Annotated in this window: 16 protein-coding genes; 15 read left to right on the top strand and 1 reads right to left on the bottom strand. The window is 51.3% G+C overall.

Annotation, left to right across the window (positions count from 1 at the left end):
- The first annotated feature begins 8 nt into the window (after window positions 1–8).
- From BLP55_RS10715 to BLP55_RS10645, 15 genes are all read left to right on the top strand, one after another.
- Window positions 9–2,309: an NADP-dependent malic enzyme gene (locus tag BLP55_RS10715; protein WP_091143487.1), complete on the top strand. Its 2,301-nt coding sequence runs from the start codon at window positions 9–11 to the stop codon at window positions 2,307–2,309.
- Between the two features lie 65 nt (window positions 2,310–2,374).
- Window positions 2,375–2,956 (top strand): Holliday junction branch migration protein RuvA, encoded by a 582-nt coding sequence (gene ruvA, locus BLP55_RS10710; RefSeq protein ID WP_091143483.1) that lies wholly within the window; start codon window positions 2,375–2,377, stop codon window positions 2,954–2,956.
- Between the two features lie 66 nt (window positions 2,957–3,022).
- A complete protein-coding gene (sov, locus tag BLP55_RS10705; protein ID WP_244503456.1) occupies window positions 3,023–10,276 on the top strand; it encodes a T9SS outer membrane translocon Sov/SprA in 7,254 nt (2,417 codons plus the stop codon).
- Between the two features lie 67 nt (window positions 10,277–10,343).
- A complete protein-coding gene (gene gcvH, locus BLP55_RS10700; protein ID WP_091143479.1) occupies window positions 10,344–10,724 on the top strand; it encodes a glycine cleavage system protein GcvH in 381 nt (126 codons plus the stop codon).
- The gene (locus tag BLP55_RS10695) at window positions 10,696–11,085 is read left to right on the top strand and encodes a VanZ family protein (protein WP_139149649.1); all 390 of its coding nucleotides are present in this window, start codon (window positions 10,696–10,698) and stop codon (window positions 11,083–11,085) included. The genes gcvH and BLP55_RS10695 overlap by 29 nt, the downstream gene beginning before the upstream one ends.
- 47 nt (window positions 11,086–11,132) lie before the next feature.
- The gene (gene deoC / locus BLP55_RS10690; RefSeq protein WP_091143473.1) at window positions 11,133–11,876 is read left to right on the top strand and encodes a deoxyribose-phosphate aldolase; all 744 of its coding nucleotides are present in this window, start codon (window positions 11,133–11,135) and stop codon (window positions 11,874–11,876) included.
- 10 nt (window positions 11,877–11,886) lie between these two features.
- A complete protein-coding gene (locus BLP55_RS10685; RefSeq protein ID WP_091143469.1) occupies window positions 11,887–14,007 on the top strand; it encodes a gliding motility protein RemB in 2,121 nt (706 codons plus the stop codon).
- Between the two features lie 208 nt (window positions 14,008–14,215).
- The gene (gene cyoE, locus BLP55_RS10680; RefSeq protein WP_170826846.1) at window positions 14,216–15,118 is read left to right on the top strand and encodes a heme o synthase; all 903 of its coding nucleotides are present in this window, start codon (window positions 14,216–14,218) and stop codon (window positions 15,116–15,118) included.
- Complete coding sequence (locus BLP55_RS10675) at window positions 15,115–15,702, top strand: cytochrome c oxidase subunit 3 (RefSeq protein ID WP_091143462.1); 588 nt, start codon at window positions 15,115–15,117, stop codon at window positions 15,700–15,702. Before cyoE ends, BLP55_RS10675 begins: the two co-directional genes overlap by 4 nt.
- A 41-nt stretch (window positions 15,703–15,743) precedes the next feature.
- Entirely contained in the window at window positions 15,744–16,772 is a 1,029-nt protein-coding gene (locus BLP55_RS10670; protein WP_091143458.1) for a cytochrome c oxidase subunit 3, read from the top strand.
- Between the two features lie 18 nt (window positions 16,773–16,790).
- The gene (locus BLP55_RS10665) at window positions 16,791–17,141 is read left to right on the top strand and encodes a cytochrome C oxidase subunit IV family protein (protein ID WP_091143454.1); all 351 of its coding nucleotides are present in this window, start codon (window positions 16,791–16,793) and stop codon (window positions 17,139–17,141) included.
- Window positions 17,142–17,217: 76 nt separating this feature from the next.
- Window positions 17,218–17,859 carry a hypothetical protein gene (locus BLP55_RS10660; RefSeq protein ID WP_091143450.1) on the top strand — a complete coding sequence of 214 codons (642 nt, stop codon included), beginning with the start codon at window positions 17,218–17,220 and terminating at the stop codon, window positions 17,857–17,859.
- Window positions 17,856–18,539 carry an SCO family protein gene (locus tag BLP55_RS10655; protein WP_091143447.1) on the top strand — a complete coding sequence of 228 codons (684 nt, stop codon included), beginning with the start codon at window positions 17,856–17,858 and terminating at the stop codon, window positions 18,537–18,539. The genes BLP55_RS10660 and BLP55_RS10655 overlap by 4 nt, the downstream gene beginning before the upstream one ends.
- Window positions 18,539–19,135, top strand: coding sequence for a DUF420 domain-containing protein (locus tag BLP55_RS10650; RefSeq protein ID WP_091143443.1), 597 nt, complete (start codon window positions 18,539–18,541; stop codon window positions 19,133–19,135). The genes BLP55_RS10655 and BLP55_RS10650 overlap by 1 nt, the downstream gene beginning before the upstream one ends.
- Window positions 19,125–19,391: a hypothetical protein gene (locus BLP55_RS10645; RefSeq protein ID WP_170826845.1), complete on the top strand. Its 267-nt coding sequence runs from the start codon at window positions 19,125–19,127 to the stop codon at window positions 19,389–19,391. The genes BLP55_RS10650 and BLP55_RS10645 overlap by 11 nt, the downstream gene beginning before the upstream one ends.
- Here the strand turns inward: BLP55_RS10645 and BLP55_RS10640 are convergent.
- On the bottom strand, window positions 19,384–20,772 hold the full coding sequence (locus tag BLP55_RS10640; protein WP_091143440.1) for a DUF4403 family protein: 1,389 nt from the start codon (window positions 20,770–20,772) through the stop codon (window positions 19,384–19,386). The genes BLP55_RS10645 and BLP55_RS10640 overlap by 8 nt on opposite strands.
- Window positions 20,773–20,887: the final 115 nt, after the last annotated feature.

Here is a 20,887-nt window from a genome sequence, read left to right as displayed (position 1 = left end):
CTGCGACAATGAAGAGAAACAGCAAAAGGCGCGAAGCCTTACTCTACCACGCCAAACCGCAACCGGGTAAGATTGCCGTGGTGCCTACCAAAAAATACGCCACCCAACGCGATTTGTCGCTGGCCTATTCGCCGGGCGTAGCCGAGCCGTGTCTTGAGATCGCCAAGGACGTCAACAACGTTTACAAATACACCGCCAAGGGCAACCTGGTGGCCGTGATTACCAACGGAACGGCCGTTTTGGGATTGGGCGACATCGGGCCAGAGGCGTCCAAGCCCGTCATGGAAGGCAAGGGATTGCTGTTCAAGATTTTTGCCGACATCGATGTGTTCGACATCGAGATCGACGCCAAGAACATCGACGAATTTGTCGAGACCGTCAAAAACATCTCGCCCACGTTCGGGGGCATCAACCTCGAAGACATCAAGGCGCCCGAATCGTTCGAGATCGAGCGGCGCCTGGTAGAGGAGCTCAACATACCGGTCATGCACGACGACCAGCACGGCACGGCCATCATTTCGTCGGCTGCGCTGTTGAATGCGTTGGAACTGGCCGACAAGAAAATCGAGGCGGTCAAGATTGTCGTTTCGGGTGCCGGATCGGCGGCGTTGGCCTGTGCGAATTTGTACGTGGCCCTGGGCGTCAAGGTCGAGCACATCATCATGTTCGACAAAGACGGCGTGCTCACCACCGACCGTACCGACCTTTCGGCGCTTCAATTGCGCTACGCCAAGGACATCAAAAACGATTATTCGCTCGAGCAGGCGATGAAGGGTGCCGATATTTTCCTGGGTCTTTCGGCCGGGAACATCCTCACACCCGAGATGTTGCTCGCCATGGCCGACAACCCGATCGTGTTTGCGATGGCCAACCCGATTCCCGAAATCGACTATGAGCTGGCGGTCGCCACGCGCAAAGACATCATCATGGCCACAGGGCGTTCCGATCATCCGAACCAGGTGAACAACGTACTCGGGTTTCCGTATATTTTTCGAGGGGCGCTCGATGTGCGCGCCACCAAGATCAACGAAGAGATGAAGATGGCCGCGGTCAAGGCGCTCGCGGCATTGGCCAAGGAATCGGTGCCCGAGCAGGTCAACATCGCCTATGGCGAGACCAAGCTGATTTTTGGCCGCGATTACATCATTCCCAAACCATTCGATCCACGTTTGATTACCCACGTTGCGCCGGCCGTCGCCAAAGCCGCAATGGATTCGGGCGTCGCGTTGCATCCGATACAGGACTGGGAAAAATACGAAGAAGAATTGCTTGAACGTCTGGGCTCCGACAACAAAATGGTGCGTTTGCTCCTGAACCGCGCCAAGACCGAGCCCAAGCGCGTTGTTTTTGCCGAAGCCGACCACCTCGACGTGCTCAAGGCCGCGCAGATTGTTTTGGAAGAAGGCATCGGCTTTCCGATTTTGCTGGGCAACAAAGAGGTGATCCTCGAGCTCAAGGAAGAACTCGGATTCGACGCCGAAGTCCCGATTTACGACCCCAAGACCAAGGAAGAGGACGAACGCCGTCTGCACTATGCCGAAATGTTCTGGAAGGCGCGCCAACGTCGCGGCGTATCGCTTTTGGACGCACAAAAATGGATGCGCGAACGCAACTATTTTGCGGCCATGATGGTCAACGAAGGCGAAGCCGATGCGCTCGTGACAGGCTACTCGCGCAGCTATCCGAGCGTCGTCAAGCCAATGATGCAACTGATTGGCAAGGCGCCCGGGATTTCGATTATCGCGACGACCAACATGATGATGACCAACCGCGGGCCGATGTTTTTGTCGGACACGGCCATCAACCCCAACCCAACCTCGGACGATTTGGCCAAGATTGCGCTCATGACGGCCAAAACCGTACGCATGTTCGGGCTCGAGCCTGTGATCGCGATGGTGTCGTTCTCGAATTTCGGTTCATCGACCGATCCGAGCGCGACCAAGGTGCGCGAAGCCGTGGCCTATTTGCACAAATACTATCCCGATTTGATCGTCGATGGAGAAATTCAGGCCGATTTTGCGCTGAATTCAGAGATGCTCAAGGCCAAGTTCCCGTTCTCTAAACTGGCGGGCAAAAAGGTCAATACGCTGTTGTTTCCGAACCTCGAGGCGGCCAACATCAACTACAAATTGCTCAAGGAATTGTACAAGGTAGATTCGGTGGGGCCGATCATGCTGGGGATGGAGAAACCGGTGCACATTTTCCAGCTGGGCGCGAGCGTAGAGGAGATGGTGAACATGGCCGCCGTAGCGGTGGTCGATGCCCAAGAAAAACACAAACGGCTCAAGAACTTTCACGTAAAAATTTAACCGCAGCCTTTGGATGCAAGCCAATTAAAGTTTTTTGCTATATTTGGCATGACTTTAACAGAACGATGATTGCACATTTACAAGGGAAGTTAGTAGAAAAATCGCCTACAGAGGTGGTCATCGACTGTAACGGTGTGGGCTATCAAGTTCACATTTCTTTGCACACGTATTCGCTGCTTCCGCAAACCGAAAACATCAAGCTCTTTACGTACCTCCAGATCAAGGAGGATGCGCACACGTTGTTTGGTTTTGTCGAGAAATCGGAACGCGAGATTTTCAAGATGTTGTTGTCTGTATCGGGTATTGGTGCGGGGATTGCGCGTACGATGCTGTCGTCGCTCGAGCCCAAGCAAATCATCCAGGCGTTGGCCGTGGGCGATATTGCGGCCATACAGTCGATCAAGGGCATCGGCAACAAAACCGCGCAGCGCGCCATCTTGGACCTTAAGGACAAAGTGTTAAAAGTCTACGATTTGGACGAAGTTTCGATGACGCCAAACAATACAAACAAGGACGAAGCGTTATCTGCTTTGGAGGTTTTGGGCTTTAACAAAAAATTGGCAGAGAAAGTCCTCGACAAACTCGTCGGTGCACAACCCGATGCATCGGTGGAATCACTAATCAAACAGGCATTAAAAAATTTATAATACTTGAAAACATTTTACCTTAACCCCATAAAACCCCTTATAAAATTCAGCGGATTTTGCTGGCTCTTGCTTTTTAGTTTGGGTTTGCAGGCGCAGGTTGAAGAAGAAACCGACGAAGAGGTGCAGGATTCGGTAAAAACCGGCTACACCGTGGGTTCGCTCGAGATGGACAATCCGCCAAGTATTGTAGAAGCCTATACCTACGATCCGGTCACGAACCGCTATGTCTATACCCATTCGGTAGACGATTTTAACATCAATTACCCGATTATCCTCACGCCCAAAGAGTACGACGAATTGGTGCAGCGCGAAGCCATGCGCAAGTATTTCCAAAAGAAATCCGATGCCATCGACGGCAAAAAAGAAGGCACGGCCGAAGCCAAGAAGGATTTGCTGCCGCGGTACTACGTCAATTCAGGATTTTTTGAGTCGATATTTGGTTCGAATACGATCGACGTAAAGCCCACAGGCTCCGTAGAGATTGACTTAGGCGTTCGTTACACCAAACAAGACAACCCAGCCTTTTCGCCGCGAAACAGGACCACGACCAACTTTGATTTCGACCAACGCATCTCGATGAGTTTGATGGGCAAGGTGGGTACGCGTCTTCAGGTGACGGCCAATTACGACACCGAATCGACGTTTGCATTCCAGAACCTGATCAAACTCGAATACACGCCTACCGAAGACGACATCATTCAGAAAATCGAAGTCGGTAACGTAAGTTTGCCGCTCAACAGCTCGTTGATCCGCGGGGCGCAAAGCCTCTTTGGGGTCAAGGCCCAGTTGCAGTTTGGGCGCACGACGGTGACAGGGGTTTTCTCTGAACAAAAATCGCAAACGCGCACCGTAACCGCCGAGGGTGGCGCAACCATACAGGATTTTGATTTCTTTGCGCTCGACTACGACAACGACCGTCACTTTTTCCTGTCGCAGTACTTCCGCAACCGCTACGACGAATCGCTCGACAACTACCCGTTCATCGACAGCCGCGTGCAAATTACGCGGATCGAGGTGTGGGTCACCAACAAGCAAAACCGCATCAATACGACCAACAACAACCTGCGCAACATCATTGCGTTGCAGGATTTGGGCGAGGCCAGGCTCACCGGCGTCCCCGATGAGGATTTGGTCATTGTCAATACGCCGAGTCCGCCGCCTGGCAACTTTTTCACCGTGGCGCCCAACTCGCCGGTAGACAACAAGAACAACCGCTACAACCCGGCGTTGATCGCTGGCGGTGGCGGTATCCTGAACCCGAACATCCGCGAAATCGCGACTTCGGATGCAGGTTTTACAGGCGTGACACCCGTACAAGGTCAAGACTACGCCAAGCTCGAAAATGCGCGTAAACTCAGCGCGAACGAGTATACCTTTCATCCGCAATTGGGTTACATTTCCCTGCAGCAACGCCTCAACAACGACGAGGTGCTGGCCGTGGCCTACCAGTATACGGTGGGCTCGACGGTGTACCAGGTGGGTGAATTCGGGAACGATGGTGTAGATGCCACGCAGGTGGGCCCTACCGATCCGACGACCGGGCAACCCGAAAGCATCACCTCGCAAACGCTGGTCCTCAAGATGCTCAAGAGCAGCCTTACCAATGTAGATGCGCCGCTCTGGAACTTGATGATGAAGAACATTTATCAGATTCCGGGGGCTTATCAGTTGGAACAGGAAGATTTCAGGTTCAACATTTTGTATTCGGATCCGTCGCCCATCAACTACATCACGCCGGTGGCGGGCACGAGTTTCCCTGCGAATCCGTTGCCCGAGAACCGCGTGGCCGAAACGCCGCTCCTCAAGGTGCTTAACATCGACAAACTCAATTACAACAACGACCCGCAAACCGGCGGTGACGGCTTTTTCGATTTCTTGCCCGGGCTCACCGTAGACCAAACCAACGGCCGATTGATCTTTACGACCAAGGAACCGTTTGGCGAGTTGATGTTCAAGAAACTCAGCAACGGCACCGAAACCTACGCCGATCCGAACACCTACAACCAAAACCAGGCAAAATACGTCTTCCAGGCCATGTACCGCAAAACGCAGGCGCAGGCCTTGCAGGACAGCGACAAGAACAAATACCAATTGCGCGGTAAGTTCAAATCGGCGGGTGGCGAGGGTATTCCGATTGGAGCGTTCAACGTACCAAGAGGTTCGGTGGTCGTGACCGCTGGCGGACGCGTGCTCGTAGAAGGCGTCGATTACAGCGTGAACTACCAGGCGGGCCGCGTACAGATTCTTGATCCGGCGTTGCAGGCATCGAACATCCCGATCGAGGTGTCGGTCGAGAACAATTCGACGTTTGGCCAGCAAACCCGACGTTTCTGGGGCTTTAACGTAGAGCACAAATTTTCAGAGAATTTTGTCATTGGCGGTACCTTGCTCAAAATGACCGAACGTCCGTTTACGCAAAAGTCGAACTATGGGCAGGAATCAGTGAACAATACCATTTACGGCATGAACGTGAATTACTCGACCGAGATTCCGTTTCTGACGCGTATGGTCAACAAATTGCCGAACATCGATACCGATGTGCCGTCGAACTTCTCGTTCCGCGGCGAGGTGGCGTTCCTCAAACCCGATACGCCAAAGGCCGACCAGTTCAACGGCGAATCGACCTTGTATGTAGACGATTTCGAAGGATCGCAAACCACCATCGACTTGCGTACGCCATCGTCATGGTCGTTGTCTTCGGTGCCGATCAAACCTACGTCGGGCCCGAATTTGTATCCCGATTTTGGGGGCAACCTGCTCAACAATCTGCAGTACGGTTTCAAGCGTTCGCGTTTGAGCTGGTATACGATCGACCCGATCATTTATGCGACAAGACCGAACGGCATTTCGGTAGACGATATTTCGTGGAACAAGACGCGTCAAATCATGAACGAGGAATTGTACCCGAACACCGACATCGCGATCGGGCAAATCGTCACGTTGCCGACGCTCGATTTGACGTACTATCCACGTGAGCGCGGCCCATACAACAACAACCCGAACGTCGCCGCGACGCCCGAGGACAACTTTGGCGGTATCATGCGCGCGCTCAACTCGACCAACTTCGAGCAGGGCAACGTAGAATACATCCAATTCTGGATGCTCGACCCGTATGTGGGTTACAACGGCCCTACGCCAAACACCCCGGGCAACACCGGAAAGATTTTCTTTAACCTTGGATCGATTTCTGAAGACATCCTCAAGGACGGCCGCAAGCAGTACGAGAATGGTTTGCCCGAACCGGGATCGACCAACCAATTCGTGTACAACACGCCATGGGGTAAGGTGGCCGGATCGCAATCGCTCGTGTATGCGTTCGACACTAACGAAGGCAACCGCGCCGCACAGGACGTTGGTTTGGACGGACTCAACGATGCCGAGGAAGGATCGGTGTACACCAACTTTGCAGGCCAGCCCGATCCGGCGGCCGACAACTACCAGTTTTTCCTGACCGCCACCGGAAACATCATCGACCGTTACAAATTCTACAACGGCACGCAAGGCAACTCGCCGGTGAACGTATCGGACAACAACCGCGGCAGCACGACCATCCCTGACGTCGAGGACATCAACCGCGACAATACGATGGACGAAATCAATGCGTACTACGAGTACCACATCGACATCCAACCGAACATGAACGTGGGGTCGAATTTTGTGACCAACGTACAGGAAGTCGTGGCATCGATTCCGGGGTCGAACGCACCGGGCGAAACCACGCCGGGCCGATGGATCCAGTTCAAGATCCCAATCACGCAATTCGAGAGCAAGGTGGGTGCTATTTCCGATTTCACGTCGATCCGTTTCATGCGTATGTTCTTGACCGGATTCACCGACGACATTACCCTTCGTTTTGGCGCGCTCGACTTGGTGCGCGGCGAGTGGAGAAGATACCTTTTTACACTCGACCCGAACGAGACAACCGAACAAAACGACCTCGACACCACCGACTTCGACGTAGAATCGGTGAACATCCAGGAGAACTCCGAGCGTTCGCCGGTGCGTTACGTATCGCCGCCGGGCGTGGTGCGCGAACAGTTGTACAACAACAACACACTGATCAACCAGAACGAGCAATCGTTGGCGTTGCGCGTGTCGGGTACGGGCTTGGAGCCGGGCGATTCGCGTGCGGTGTTCAAGAACGTCAACGTAGACATGCGTCAGTTCAAGCGGTTGAAGATGTTCCTGCATGCCGAGGCGCTCGTAAACGACAATCCGGCACCAATCACCAATGGCGAGATGGCTGGTTTCATCCGTTTCGGAAACGACTTTACCGAAAACTTTTACCAGGTCGAGATTCCGCTCGACGTGACACAACCGGGAACAGGTGTTCCTGAATTGGTTTGGCCTGCCACCAACGAAATCGATCTGGCGTTGGCATCGCTTACCGAAATCAAAATCGAATCACGTCAGGCAGGGCCTTTAGCACCGGGCGAAATCTATTACAAGCAGGTGGGCAACCTCAGGATCGGGGTGCGCGGGAATCCGAACTTCGGGCTCGTGCGTACGCTCATGGTCGGGGTGCGCAACAACACACAAACGCCAGCCAATCCGGCAGGCCGTGAGATTACGGGCGAGGTGTGGTTCAACGAACTTCGTTTGGCCGAAATGGACAACAAAGGCGGTATGGCCGCAGTGGTCAACGTAGACGGTAACGTGGCCGATTTTGCGACCGTGTCGGCAACAGGCAGGATGAGCACCATTGGTTTTGGTACGCTCGAGCAAGGCCCGAACGAACGCAGCCGCGAAGACATGAAACAGTACAACATCGTCACGAATTTGAACCTTGGGAAGTTGTTGCCTAAAAAATGGGGCATCAACTTGCCGTTCAACTATGGCGTGGGCGAGGAGATCATCACGCCGCAGTACGATCCGTTCAACCAGGACATCAAACTCGACCAGTTGCTCGAGGTAACCGCCGATCCGGCCGAGCGCGAGAACATCAAAAACCGCGCAATCGATTATACCAAACGTACGAGCATCAACTTTATCGGCGTCAGGAAAGAACGTGCGCCCGAACAAAAGCAGCGCATTTACGATCCCGAAAACCTGACGTTGTCGTATTCGTACAACGAAGTCGACCGACACAATTTCGAGATCGAGAGTTTCCGCGACCAGCAGGTCAACACGACGGTAGACTATACGTATAACTTTACGCCAAAACCGGTCGAGCCGTTTTCTAAGAGCAAGTTCTTCAAGAAAAGCAGCTATTGGAAATTGCTCAGCGATTTCAATTTCAACTACCTGCCGAGTAACATCTCGTTCAGCACGAACATCATCAGACAGTACAACAAGCAGCAGTTCCGTCAGGTGGACGTGGCGGGTATTCCGCTCGATGCGTTGTACCGCAGGAATTTCATGTTCAACTACCAGTATGGGTTCAACTACAATTTGACCAAGGCGCTCAAGATCAATTACACGGCCACGTCGAGCAACATCGTTCGCAATTATTTGAACGAGAACAACGAGCCCGACAACACCGTTACGATTTGGGACGATTACTGGAACATTGGTACGCCCAACCAGCACGCGCAGCAAATTGTGGTGAATTACGACTTGCCGATCAGCAAGATCCCGACTTTTGCGTTCCTCAAATCGACGTATTCGTATACGGGCGATTACAGCTGGACGCGCGCTTCGATCGCGTTGCAGGAAGTCGAGGTAGACGGCATAACGTACAATTTGGGGAATACCATCCAGAACGCCGCGTCGCACAAGCTCAACACGACGTTCAACATGGATTTGCTTTACAAATACATCGGACTGACCAAAAAGCCAAAAACACCGGCGCGTCCGCAACCAGCCAAACAGCCGAAGCCGGGCGAGAAGATCACCAATACGGCGCAACCTGCGGCCAACCAAGGCAATGTGTTCCTCGACGGTTTGATCGGAATCGCGACCAGCGTCAAGAACCTGCAAATCAACTATACGCAAAACCAGGGAACGGTGCTTCCGGGGTATTTGCCGGGGCTCGGGTTCTTTGGGACGACCAAGCCAACGTTGGGCTTTATCCTCGGTTCGCAGGACGATGTGCGTTATGAGGCGGCCCGATCGGGGTATTTGACCAACTATCCGGAGTTCAACCAAAACTATACGGCGGTCACGAGCAAGACGCTTAACATGACGGCCAACGTAGATTTGTTCCCCGATTTCAAGATCGATTTGAACGCCGACCGCACCTATGTAGACAACTATTCGGAACAGTATGATGTCACGGGTGGGCAATACAACTCGCGTTCGCCTTACACGTTCGGCAACTTCTCGATTTCGACGGTGATGCTCGCCACGGCGTTCAAGACCAGCGACGAGATCACGTCGTCGGCGTTCGACGATTTCAAGAACAACCGCATCATCATCGCCAACCGATTGGCCGAACAGTTTTACGCCGGGCAACCGATTCCGCGTTACAACGAGGGCGCGAATGTAATTACCGACCCGAGCGATCCGCGTTACGAAATTTACCAATCCAACGCGGGTTATCCGATAGGCTATGGGAAGAACAACCAGGCGGTTTTGATCCCGTCGTTCCTGGCGGCCTACACGGGACTCATCAGCAAACCGGCCGGAGAAGACACCAAGAAGATTTCGCTCGATGCGTTCCGCGACATCCCGATCCCGAACTGGACCATCAAATACAGCGGGCTTATGCGTTACAAGTTCTTCAAGGACCGCTTCAAGCGCTTCTCGTTGCAGAACAGTTATCGCGCCTCGTATACGATCAACTCGTTCCGATCGAATTTCGAGTACGACAAAGCGCCATCGGGTCGTCGTAACGACGGTTCGCTTAACGTAGACGCGGGGGGCAACCTGTACAACAAGACGATCATCCAAAACATGAACCTGGTTGAACAGTTTTCGCCATTGATGCGCGTGGATATGGAATTCAAGAACTCGTTCAAGGTGTTGGCCGAGATGAAAAAAGACCGTGCGCTTTCGATGAGTTTCGACAACAACTTGCTCACCGAGGTCAAAGGAATCGAATATGTCGTAGGATTGGGTTACCGCATCAAGGACGTGATCATCTCGACGCGACTGGCCGACAACCCAACGGGCATCATCAAGAGCGACATCAACATCAAAGTCGATGCATCGTACCGAAACAGCGAAACCATCGTGCGTTATTTGGATTACGACAACAACCAGCTTTCGGGCGGGCAAAACCTTTGGTCGGCCAAGCTTACCGCAGATTACTCGTTCAGCAAGAACCTGACGGCGATTTTCTATTACGACCATTCGTTCTCTAAAGCGGTCATTTCTACATCGTTCCCGATTACGAACATCCGCGCGGGCTTTACGTTGCGTTACAACTTTGGAAATTAACCCGCAAAAATTTTAAAATCACAAGGGCAAACGCTACATTTGTTCGAACAATATAACAAGCTACAACATGAATATTCCAGCCAATTTAAAGTATACCAAAGACCACGAATGGGTGTCGCTTGACGGCGATATCGCTACGGTGGGCATCACCGATTTTGCACAAAAGGAGCTCGGCGACATCGTGTATGTCGAAGTCGAGACGCTCGACCAAACGCTCGACAAGGACGAAGTGTTCGGTACGGTAGAAGCGGTCAAGACGGTGTCGGATTTGTTCCTGCCGATGGCGGGCGAAATCGTCGAATTCAACGACGAGCTCGAAAGTGCACCCGAAACGGTCAATACCGACCCGTACGGCAAAGGCTGGATGATCAAAGTCAAAGTGAACAACACGGCCGACTTTGACGAATTACTCTCTGCCGATGCGTACAAAGACCTTATTGGCGCATAAAAAGCTGTGGCTGACGCTGGCCGTTGCATGGACATTGCTTATTGCGGTGTTGTGTTTGGTCAGTTTCAACAAGTTGCCTACGGTTAAGATTGCGGGTGCCGACAAGTACGTTCACGCCGTTTTTCATTTCGTCTTTACGTTGCTTTGGTTTGCCTATCTCAGGATCGGGACACCGCGGCCGTTGCTCAAGGTGTTTGTGGGTTCGTTGGCCTACGGCGCCTTGATGGAAGTATTGCAAGGCGTCATGACCACCACGAGACAAGCCGATATGGCCGATATCATGGCCAATCTTTTTGGAGCAACCGTGGCGGTGTTGATCATTTTAACGACAATGCGCTATGCCCCAGTGCGTTCGAATTAAATCAAGGAATACGTCCCACTTTTGGTGGGATTTTTTATTTTTACGCCATGAACATTAAATCTTTTCTCGATTCGACTTACCTCAAGACCGCCGTTCAGGCTGGAATCAGCGAGGCCGAAAATAAAGGGATTGCGCAAGGATTCATCCAGGAGGCGATCGATGCGGCGTTTAAGTTGATCATGATCAGGCCCGAGTATGTCGCGATGGCTAGGCAAATGGTTGCCGACGCCCAATCGAAATTGACCATCGGGACCGTCATCGATTTCCCCGAAGGCCGTTCACCCATCGAAGCCAAGCTGGCCGAAGCCGAGAAAGCGATTGCCGATGGTGCCGACGACCTGGATTTCGTTTGCAATTACGAGGCCTTTAAAAAGGGCGAGGTTGCGCTGGTCAAGGAAGAGATTTTAAAAGGAACGCAGCTCGGCTTGCAACACCACAAGATCGTCAAGTGGATCATCGAGGTGGCGGCGCTCGACCACCAGCAAGTCGTGCAACTTTCGACCTTGATCAAAAACGTGGTCATGGCGCATTTTAAGGAGGATTGTTACGACCAGGTGTTTGTCAAGTCGTCTACCGGATTTTACCCAACCACCGACGGAAAACCCAACGGCGCCACCGTCGAAACGATTGTGATGATGCTCGAGAATGCCTCGCCACTCCCGGTAAAAGCGGCCGGCGGTGTGCGTACGTATGCCGAAGCCGAGGCGATGATCCGTTTGGGCGTCAAACGCATCGGGACATCGTCGGCCAAAGCCATTGTCGAGGGACGTACGGCGCAAAGCAATTATTAAAGAACCAGTCATGAAAAAATATTTTTCTGTCCTATTTTTTGCATTGGCGTCGTTGGCGCAGGCACAAATTTCAACCTCGGGCGATCAGCCTCCGGTTTTTCCCGACTGTCAGGAAAAGAAGGGCGCCGACCTCGAGCAGTGTTTTTACGCGCGGGTACAGGATTTTGTATTCAACAATTACAAACTGCCCGAAGGACAGCAGGATTTTAAGGGCAACATCATTGTGTTGTTTGAAGTGGATGCCGAAGGAAAGTTCAAACCAATTTATGCCGATGCGCCACACGAACCGCTGGTGGCCGAGGCCAAAAGGGTTTTCGAGAATTTCCCGAAGGTAAGCCCGCCTACCTACAACGGTAGTCCGACCTATGCGAAATATACGATCAAGATTGCCGTGCCGCTCAAAACCAGTGCCCAGGTGGCGCAGGAAACCGTCGACAAAATCGCAGCCGAGAAGCAATTCGCGGCCACGAACTACGCGGTCAACCGAAGCAAGGAATTGACCGAATACGACAGCATCGTCTACCACAAATTCGACGAGCCCAAGTTCGACAGCCACCTGAACATTCCGTTTTCGCACAGTTTTTACGCCCAATTCGACGATGCGATGAACCAAGTGGGCGCCAACAACCACACCGCAGTCAAGCCGTATACTTATGCAGAGGTTTCGCGCTATTACAACCTCCGCGAGGCCAATCAAAAATTGCTCAAGAACAAAACCAGTTGGTTCGGGCGCAAATTGTGGAACGAGAATACCGTGCAAATCCAGGGCGAGGGCTACTGGTTTACGCTCAATCCGGTTTTCGATTTACAGGTGGGTCGCGCACAAAGCAAGAATTCGCAAGATACTTATTTGAACACGAGGGCCTTGCAGGTGCAGGGTGCGCTGGGTCGCGACATCAGTTTCACCACAACCATTTACGAAAGCCAGGGGCACTTTGCCGATTACTACAACCGGTATTCGGAGTATTTGAGGCCTGCCGGCGGCGGAAATCCGGCGATTGTACCTGGTATCGGCATCGCCAAGAGATTCAGCTCGGATTCTTACGACATGCCCAACGCCGAGGCCAACATCAGTTATACACCCAACAAAATGTTCAACCTGCAGCTCGGCTACGGTCGCAATTTTGTAGGCGACGGCTATCGTTCGTTGATCGTGACCGATGGCGTCAGCAACTATCCGTTTTTTAAAATCAACACTACGTTTTGGAAAATCAAGTACACCAATACGTATATGTTCCTCAAAGACGTGCGTCCCGAAGTCACGCTCGACCGCACCTATGCCACCAAGTACATGGCCAACCATTATTTGAGCTGGAACGCGACCAAAAGACTCAACATCGGTTTTTTTGAATCGGTGATTTGGGCCAACGAAAACGGCCGCGGCTTTGACATGAGTTTTTTCAATCCGATTATTTTTTACCGATCGGTCGAATTTGCGTCGTCGGCGCGCAGCGGGAATGCGCTTTTGGGGCTCACGTCCAAATACAAAATCAACAACCAATTCAATGTTTACGGTCAGTTTTTGCTCGATGAGTTTTCGCTCGGCGACATCAAGGACGGCGACCAAAGCTGGAAAAACAAGTTTGGGTACCAGTTGGGCGTGAAGTATTTCAATGCGTTCAATGTCGAGAATTTGCTCGTGCAGGCCGAATACAACCACGTGCGGCCGTATGTGTACGCGCACAGCGAGCCCATCACCAACTATGGGCACACCAACCAAAGCCTGGGCCACCAGTGGGGCGGCAACTTTCGCGAGGTGATTGCGATTGCGCGTTACCACAAGGGGCGTTATTTTGCCGATGCCAAGTTTACGATCGGCAAGCGCGGACTCGACTTTGATACCGCGACCGATACGCTCAACTACGGTGGGAACATTTACCGTGATTACGATTTGAACAGGGCGCGCAATACGGGCGTCAAGATCGGCCAGGGCAATACGACCAATGTTTTTATCGCCGATGTCCAGACGGGTTACCTGATCAATCCGGCCACGAACCTCAAATTGTTTGTGAGCTACATCCACCGGAATTTTAATCCGCTCGAAGACACGCTCGAAAATTTTAGCGATTCGACCAATTGGTTCTCGATTGGATTGCGCAGCGACATCTTCAATTGGTATTACGATTATTAAAATTTTGTCGAACGCCGAGCAATGTGTATTGTGGTTTTAGTTGAATAGAGGATCGCTTTCGCAGGTTCGGCTTGCGCTGTACGACCATCGGTTTTTACTCGTTCGACGTTTGACATTCGACATTTGACTTTTAACGGTCGACTTTACGCCAATTTGCTTGCCCAGTCGCTTTCTATAAACTACCTTTGCGCGACAAATGAAATCCGTTTTGAACGCATCGGGCAATAGCTTTTCCATTCGATCCATTTTTACCGATTTTAAGGAAATCACCAAGGCAGGATTGGCGATCAGCGTGCTGTTTTCGTCGATTGCGGGTTACCTGCTGGGCGTAAACGAGGCCTATCCGTTCAGTTGGCGTGTCCTGACCATGCTGATGGTGGGCGGCTACTGTATGGTGGGCGCGTCGAATGCGTTCAACCAGGTCATCGAAAAAGACCTCGACGCCAAGATGGACCGTACCAAGAACCGACCCGTTCCCGCGGGCAGAATGACGCCTAATGTTGCGTTGTTTGTGGCGAGTTCGCTTACAATCATCGGGTTGATTTTGCTTTATTTGATCAATCCAAAGACCGCCATGTTTGGCGCGATTTCGATTTTTTTGTACACCAGCGTATACACGCCGCTCAAAACCATGACGCCTTTGTCTGTTTTTGTGGGGGCGTTCCCGGGCGCCATCCCTTTCATGCTGGGCTGGGTGGCCGCCACCGACGATTTTGGCATCGAAGCCGGGACGTTGTTCCTGATCCAATTCTTTTGGCAGTTTCCACATTTTTGGTCCATCGGCTGGTTTTTGTATGAAGACTACGAAAAGGCGGGATTTTTCATGCTGCCTTCGGGCAAGAAAGACCGCTCGACCGCGTTGCAGACCATTTTGTACACCGTTTGGCTCATGATTGCGTCGTTGTTGCCTTGTTTGGGCTATACCGGGCGCTTTTTTATCACGCCAATTTCGGCCGGAATCGTATTCCTGCTCGGCGTCTGGATGTTGTTTTATGCGGTAAAACTGTACCAACTGCGTACGGCACAGGCCGCCAAAAGGCTGATGCTGGTTAGCGTTTCGTACATTACGCTGTTGCAAATCGTGTATATTTTAGATAAGTTTTTGAGATGAACCAATCGATCTTAACCCCCGAGGACAAAGCCCGGAACGACCGTTCCAAAAAAATGCTGTTGCTTTTTGCGATGGGCAGCATGGTCATGATGTTTGCGGCGCTCACCAGCGCGTTTATCGTGAGCAAGAGCCGCGCCGATTGGTTGAAGGACTTTCAGATGCCGATGCCTTTTTTTATCAGTACAGCCGTCATCATTGCATGCAGCGTGACGTTTCACCTTGCCAAACAAAGCGTCCAAAAAGGCGACCGCGGCGCCACGACGGGCTTCTTGCTCGCCACTTTGGGTTTGGGGATTGCTTTTGTTTTTTTACAATTTGCTGGTTTTGACGCCGTCATTGCACAGGGCTTTTATTTTACCGGTAGCGAGAGCAACATCACGACCACCTTTTTGTATGTGGTCACCATCACGCACATGGCCCACTTGGCGGGCGGTCTCATCGCGCTTTTGGTCATAATTTATAATCATTTTAAACAAAAATACGGCCCCGGTCAAACCCTTGGAATAGAGCTAGGTGCAATGTACTGGCATTTCCTAGATTTGCTGTGGGTGTATTTGTTTTTATTTTTATATTTCTTTAAATAAGAAAAAAACGTAAATTTGGGAACTTTTTAACGTAATACTTTATGGAAGCGACAGCGCATACAGCACACACGCAACAAAAAACCTGGGGTGGCGGTAACGAGCCGTTGGGCGCCAATTATGGAAAGCTCATGATGTGGTTCTTTATCGTATCGGATGCCTTGACTTTTTCGGGATTCCTCGCCGCTTACGGTTTCTCAAGATTCAAATTCATCGAAACTTGGCCTTTGCCCGACGAGGTGTTTACGCACTTCCCGTTCTTGCATGGGGTTGCAGCGCCGATGTATTATGTCGCGCTCATGACTTTTATTTTGATCTTTTCGTCGGTGACGATGGTGTTGGCCGTAGATGCCGGGCACCAAATGAACAAGAAGAAAGTCACGTTTTACATGTTCTTGACCATCATTGGTGGTTTGATCTTCGTTGGGTCGCAGGCTTGGGAGTGGAAAAACTTCATCAAGGGCGAGTACGGCGCGGTAGAAACCAAAGGCGGTAGCTTGCTGCAGTTTGTAGACGATACAGGTAAGCGCGTGGCCTTGGCCGACTTTGCGGTCGATTTGCCCGAAGAAAGAGCCGAACTGACGCGTAGCCGTTCGACCTGGTTCCAATCGGGAAGCAGCTTGCCGAGCTATTCGTTGGCCGAAGTGCAGGCCGGTTTCAAGGCGCATCCGAACATCCGTGTGCGTACCGAGGTCTTGTACAAAGACGATGCGGCCGCCAAAGCCGACAAAAGCATCGACCACAGCCTGACCAAGCACAAACACAAAACAATTTTGACGCGTGAGGCTTCGGAGCAGTTCCTGGCCAACGGCGCGATCGTAGTAGAGGGTGCCAACTTGGTGCGCAACGAGTACGGCAGCAAGTTGTTTGCGGATTTCTTTTTCTTCATTACAGGTTTCCACGGTTTCCACGTATTTTCTGGTGTAATCATCAACTTCATCATTTTCCTCAACGTATTGTTGGGTACTTATGAAAAGCGAAGAAATTACGAAATGGTCGAAAAGGTTGGTTTGTACTGGCACTTTGTCGACTTGGTTTGGGTATTCGTATTCACCTTTTTCTACCTCGTTTAATTTTCAAATAGCAACACCATGGCACACGAACATGTATCAAATACAAAACGAATCTGGTTGGTTTTCGGCATTTTGTCGGTAGTGACCACCGTAGAGGTTATCTTGGGTATTATTAAACCGGAATCGTTACACATGACCAATTTCCTGAGCATGAACCTGCTCAACTGGATTTTCATCATCCTGACCATTTTTAAGGCCTATTACATCATTTGGGCGTTCATGCACCTCGAGGGTGAAACCGCAAGCCTTAGATGGAGTGTGGTGGCGCCGGTGGTTTTCCTGGTTTTGTACCTTCTTTTCATTTTACTCGTCGAAGCAGACTACGTTTTCGAGGTCTTTAAAAGATCGACGATCAAATGGAATTTTTAACAATATAATAAGTAGCGAAAAAGACGGTTTTACGACCGTCTTTTTTTATTTTTGTACCCGACAAAACGCAGCGGCAATGAAAAAAAAACTGATTCTTTTTACCCTTTTTGTGGTGCCCATTGTCGCGTATTTGTTTTTTGCCACGGGCGTACACGGATTTACGCATTTGCCCACGGTGACGCCTAAAGTGGCCGACTTTGGCGACTGGCGTTCGACGCGAAACGAAAGAATTTCGCTAAACGGAAAAATTACCATCCTTGGTTTTGGCGGGAAAGATTTGCTCAAGAACCGCGGCAACCTGTACAACCTGCAGCAAAAAGTGTATTTGCGTTACCACGAATTCACCGATTTGCAGTTCGTGTACCTTTGTCCGATAGGAACCGAAGCCGATGCTGCGCAAATCCTAGAGGCGATGACGGCCACGACCGATATGTCGCACTGGCATTTTGTATTTGCTACGCCCGAAGAAATCCAAAAGTTCCACAGTCAGCTCAAATTGCAAGGCAAGTTGGGGCCTGATTTCGGTACGTCGCACGTGTATCTGCTGGACAAAGACCGCAACCTGCGTGGCCGTACAGGCGAAGAATACCGCGAAGGATACAATACGTTCCATCCGGCGGAATTGTCGAACGAAATGCTCGACGATTTTAAGGTGATGCTGTACGAATACCGCGCGGCCTACAAAAAGAACAACAACGCAAGCCCAAGGGAAATCTGATGAAAAGCAAATCATACATCGGGATATCGCTCGTTATTTTGGTTTTTGGGATCATTTTTGTGCCCAAGATCGTCAACCGCATCAAAGGCAATGACGTGGTCGAAGGCCAACGCGTAGACCAGGTATCTACGCACCGCAGCGATGCGAAGCTCGAAACCATCGGGCCGGCGCCCAAGTTCGAGCTCACCAACCAACACAACCAAAAAATCACGAATGTAGATTTTGCGGGCAAGGTATACGTGCTCGAGTTTTTCTTTACGACCTGTCCGACGATTTGCCCCAAGATGAACGCCAACATGATCGAGATCCAGAACAAGTTTTTCGGGAATCCGAATTTTGGCATCGCCTCGATTACGATCAACCCCGAGTACGATACCCCCCAAGTCTTGAAAGACCATGCCGATCTGATTGGCGTCAAGTCGTCGAACTGGCACATGCTCACGGGCGACCAGGACTACATTCTGGGTTTGTCGAACAAGGGTTTTAACCTGTATGCGGGCAAAAACAGCAAAGTAGGCGGCGGATTCGAACATTCGGGGCTGTTTGCGCTCATCGACAAAAACGGGAACATCCGTTGTCGCCAGGACGAATACGGCAACCCGATTTTGTACTACGACGGCCTCGAAAAGCAAGGCGTCAAGGCCATCCAACAAGACATCGCAAAACTTTTGAAAGAATAATGGAAAGCATTAATCCGAACCAAAATCTCGAACAAAAATTCAGCAAGTTCATCATCGTCGTATCGGTGTTGATCCCGGTGGTCGTGGCCGTGCTGTTCAGCGTCAAACTCAAGGACTTTGGCTACGAGGTTGAACCGTTTTCTTTCCTGCCGCCCATTTATGCCACCATCAACGGCATTACGGCGCTGGTGCTGGTTTTGGCCGTGCGCGCGATCAAGAACGGCAACCAAAAGTTACACGAACGCCTGATGACGATGGCCATTTGTTTGTCGGTGTTGTTTTTGGTGATGTACGTGGCCTACCACATGACCGCCGATTCGACCGTGTTTGGCGACCTCGACCACGACGGGGTGCGCAGCGCAGCCGAAACCGATGCCGTCGGGGCCACGCGTTTTGTGTATTTGTTTATCCTGCTTACGCATATTTTGCTGTCCATCGTCATTATCCCGCTGGTGCTCATTACCTATGTACGCGCGCTGGCCGAGCGTTTCGACCGTCACCGCAAGATTGCACGCATCACCTTCCCGATTTGGCTGTATGTGGCCGTGACGGGCGTGGTGGTGTATTTAATGATTTCGCCGTATTATGCCCAGTAAGTTAAAAGTCGAAAGTCAAAAGTCCAAAGGCGCTGCCCAACTGGGAAAAATTTTCCTTGTGCTGGTCGTATTGTTGTACTCAGGCGTGACCCATGCCCAGTGTGCGATGTGCCGTGCGGCCATCGAGTCTGAGGGCGATGTTGCCAAGGCCGAAGCGGTCAACGATGGTATCGTGTACCTGATGATCATTCCGTACCTGATTGTGGGCGCGGTGGCCTACGGGGTATACAAGTTGCGCCAAAAGAAGGCTATTTGAGCCCGTCGACCACGACACTTACTTCTCCCGTTATTTTTACGAAAGCAATGATGGCCTTGTTGGTCAGCTGTATTTTTTGGAATTGGATGTCACCCACTTGGCCGTTGACGAACACGCCCGGCATGGGTGAATAGTTTTTCATGTATTGCAACAGGTTGGCCTTACCCTCGTCGAGGTTGGGCTGTATCGAATACCGACAGGTTTCCTGCATTTTGCGCAGTACATACCCCTGCAACAGCCAGTTGGCCGTACGCGTGAGCCGTCCCTTGGTGTCGAGTACATAGTCGAGTTGGTCAAAATAAATTTCCTTGGTTTGGTCGTTGTACTGCGGAACGCCCGAGAGATAGATGCGCCCGTTCAAACTGCCCAAAAGATCCAAAGCGATGATCATCTTGCCGTTTTTTTGCCAAAGTTCTACGCCTTGTACCTTTACTTTTTTACTGCCCGAACCAAATTCCTGTCCCATGAAATTCTTGGTCAGGATTTTCGAGGCATCGGCATAGGTCGATACCGCGACGATGTTGGCCGTGATGTGATCGGGCATCTTGGCCACGGGCTTGAGAACGATTTTCGAACGGTCGAACTGATCGGTCGGTTTTTGCCCCACGAGCGTTTCAATGGTGCATTTGAGCCCCATCTCGAACATGATTTTGTCTTGCTGTAATTTGGCTTCGGTGGTGTACAATTCGCTGGGGTTGATGCGCAACCACGTGTCGTAGGCTTGGTTCATCTGGAACGGCGTACAAATCTTGTCGAGTGCGTCGAGTACGCTGGGCTTGAAGTCCATCGATTGGGCAATGGCTTCGTCGATGCTTTTCTCGATTTTCGATTTGAACAGTTGCAGTGCAGGATTGATGATGTAGGTGATGGGAACGGCCTTGCCCATGACGTTCATCGTGGGGCTTTCGTTCCACTGGATCGATTTGAATTCGGTATGCGTCTTGACTTTCCAGTTCGTGAGCGCCACATCGCTTACCAGCGAAACGTTGCCGTTGAAATTGAATTCCTTGGTGTCAAACAAATCGATGCCGAGCCGTTTGGTCCCAATCCGATACTTGACGTGCGCCTTGAGCGGCAATACCGTTTTGATCTTGCCTTTTTCGTTGGCCAGCGTAATCGGCGCGAGTTTCCAGATCTTGACCTGATAATCGTCGTCTTCGATGTTGTTGTCTTCGTAAATCAGTCCGGTAAGAGTTTTGTTCGTCTGGTTTTCGATGTCCTTGATTTTGACGACTACCGGAATGTCGATGAACGAAACGGCGTTGTCGTACAGCAACGGCTCGGCCTGGTCGGGTTCGGGTTTGAGCGCTTCTATTTTTTGCGGCGAACCACATCCCACAGCAAACAGTGAGGCAAAAACAAAGGCGGCGATTTTCTTCATCGGATGGAATTTGGCTGTAAAATTAAACAAAACTCGGGTGCACAGGTGTAACAAATCGATGCGGTGTCCGTCCTATCGCCTTAACGCAAGACATTAACGTTTTCTTATCACATTT

This window comes from Flavobacterium caeni (assembly GCF_900101895.1).
Lineage (GTDB): Bacteria > Bacteroidota > Bacteroidia > Flavobacteriales > Flavobacteriaceae > Flavobacterium > Flavobacterium caeni.
This window is presented reverse-complemented; position numbering and strand designations above follow the sequence as displayed.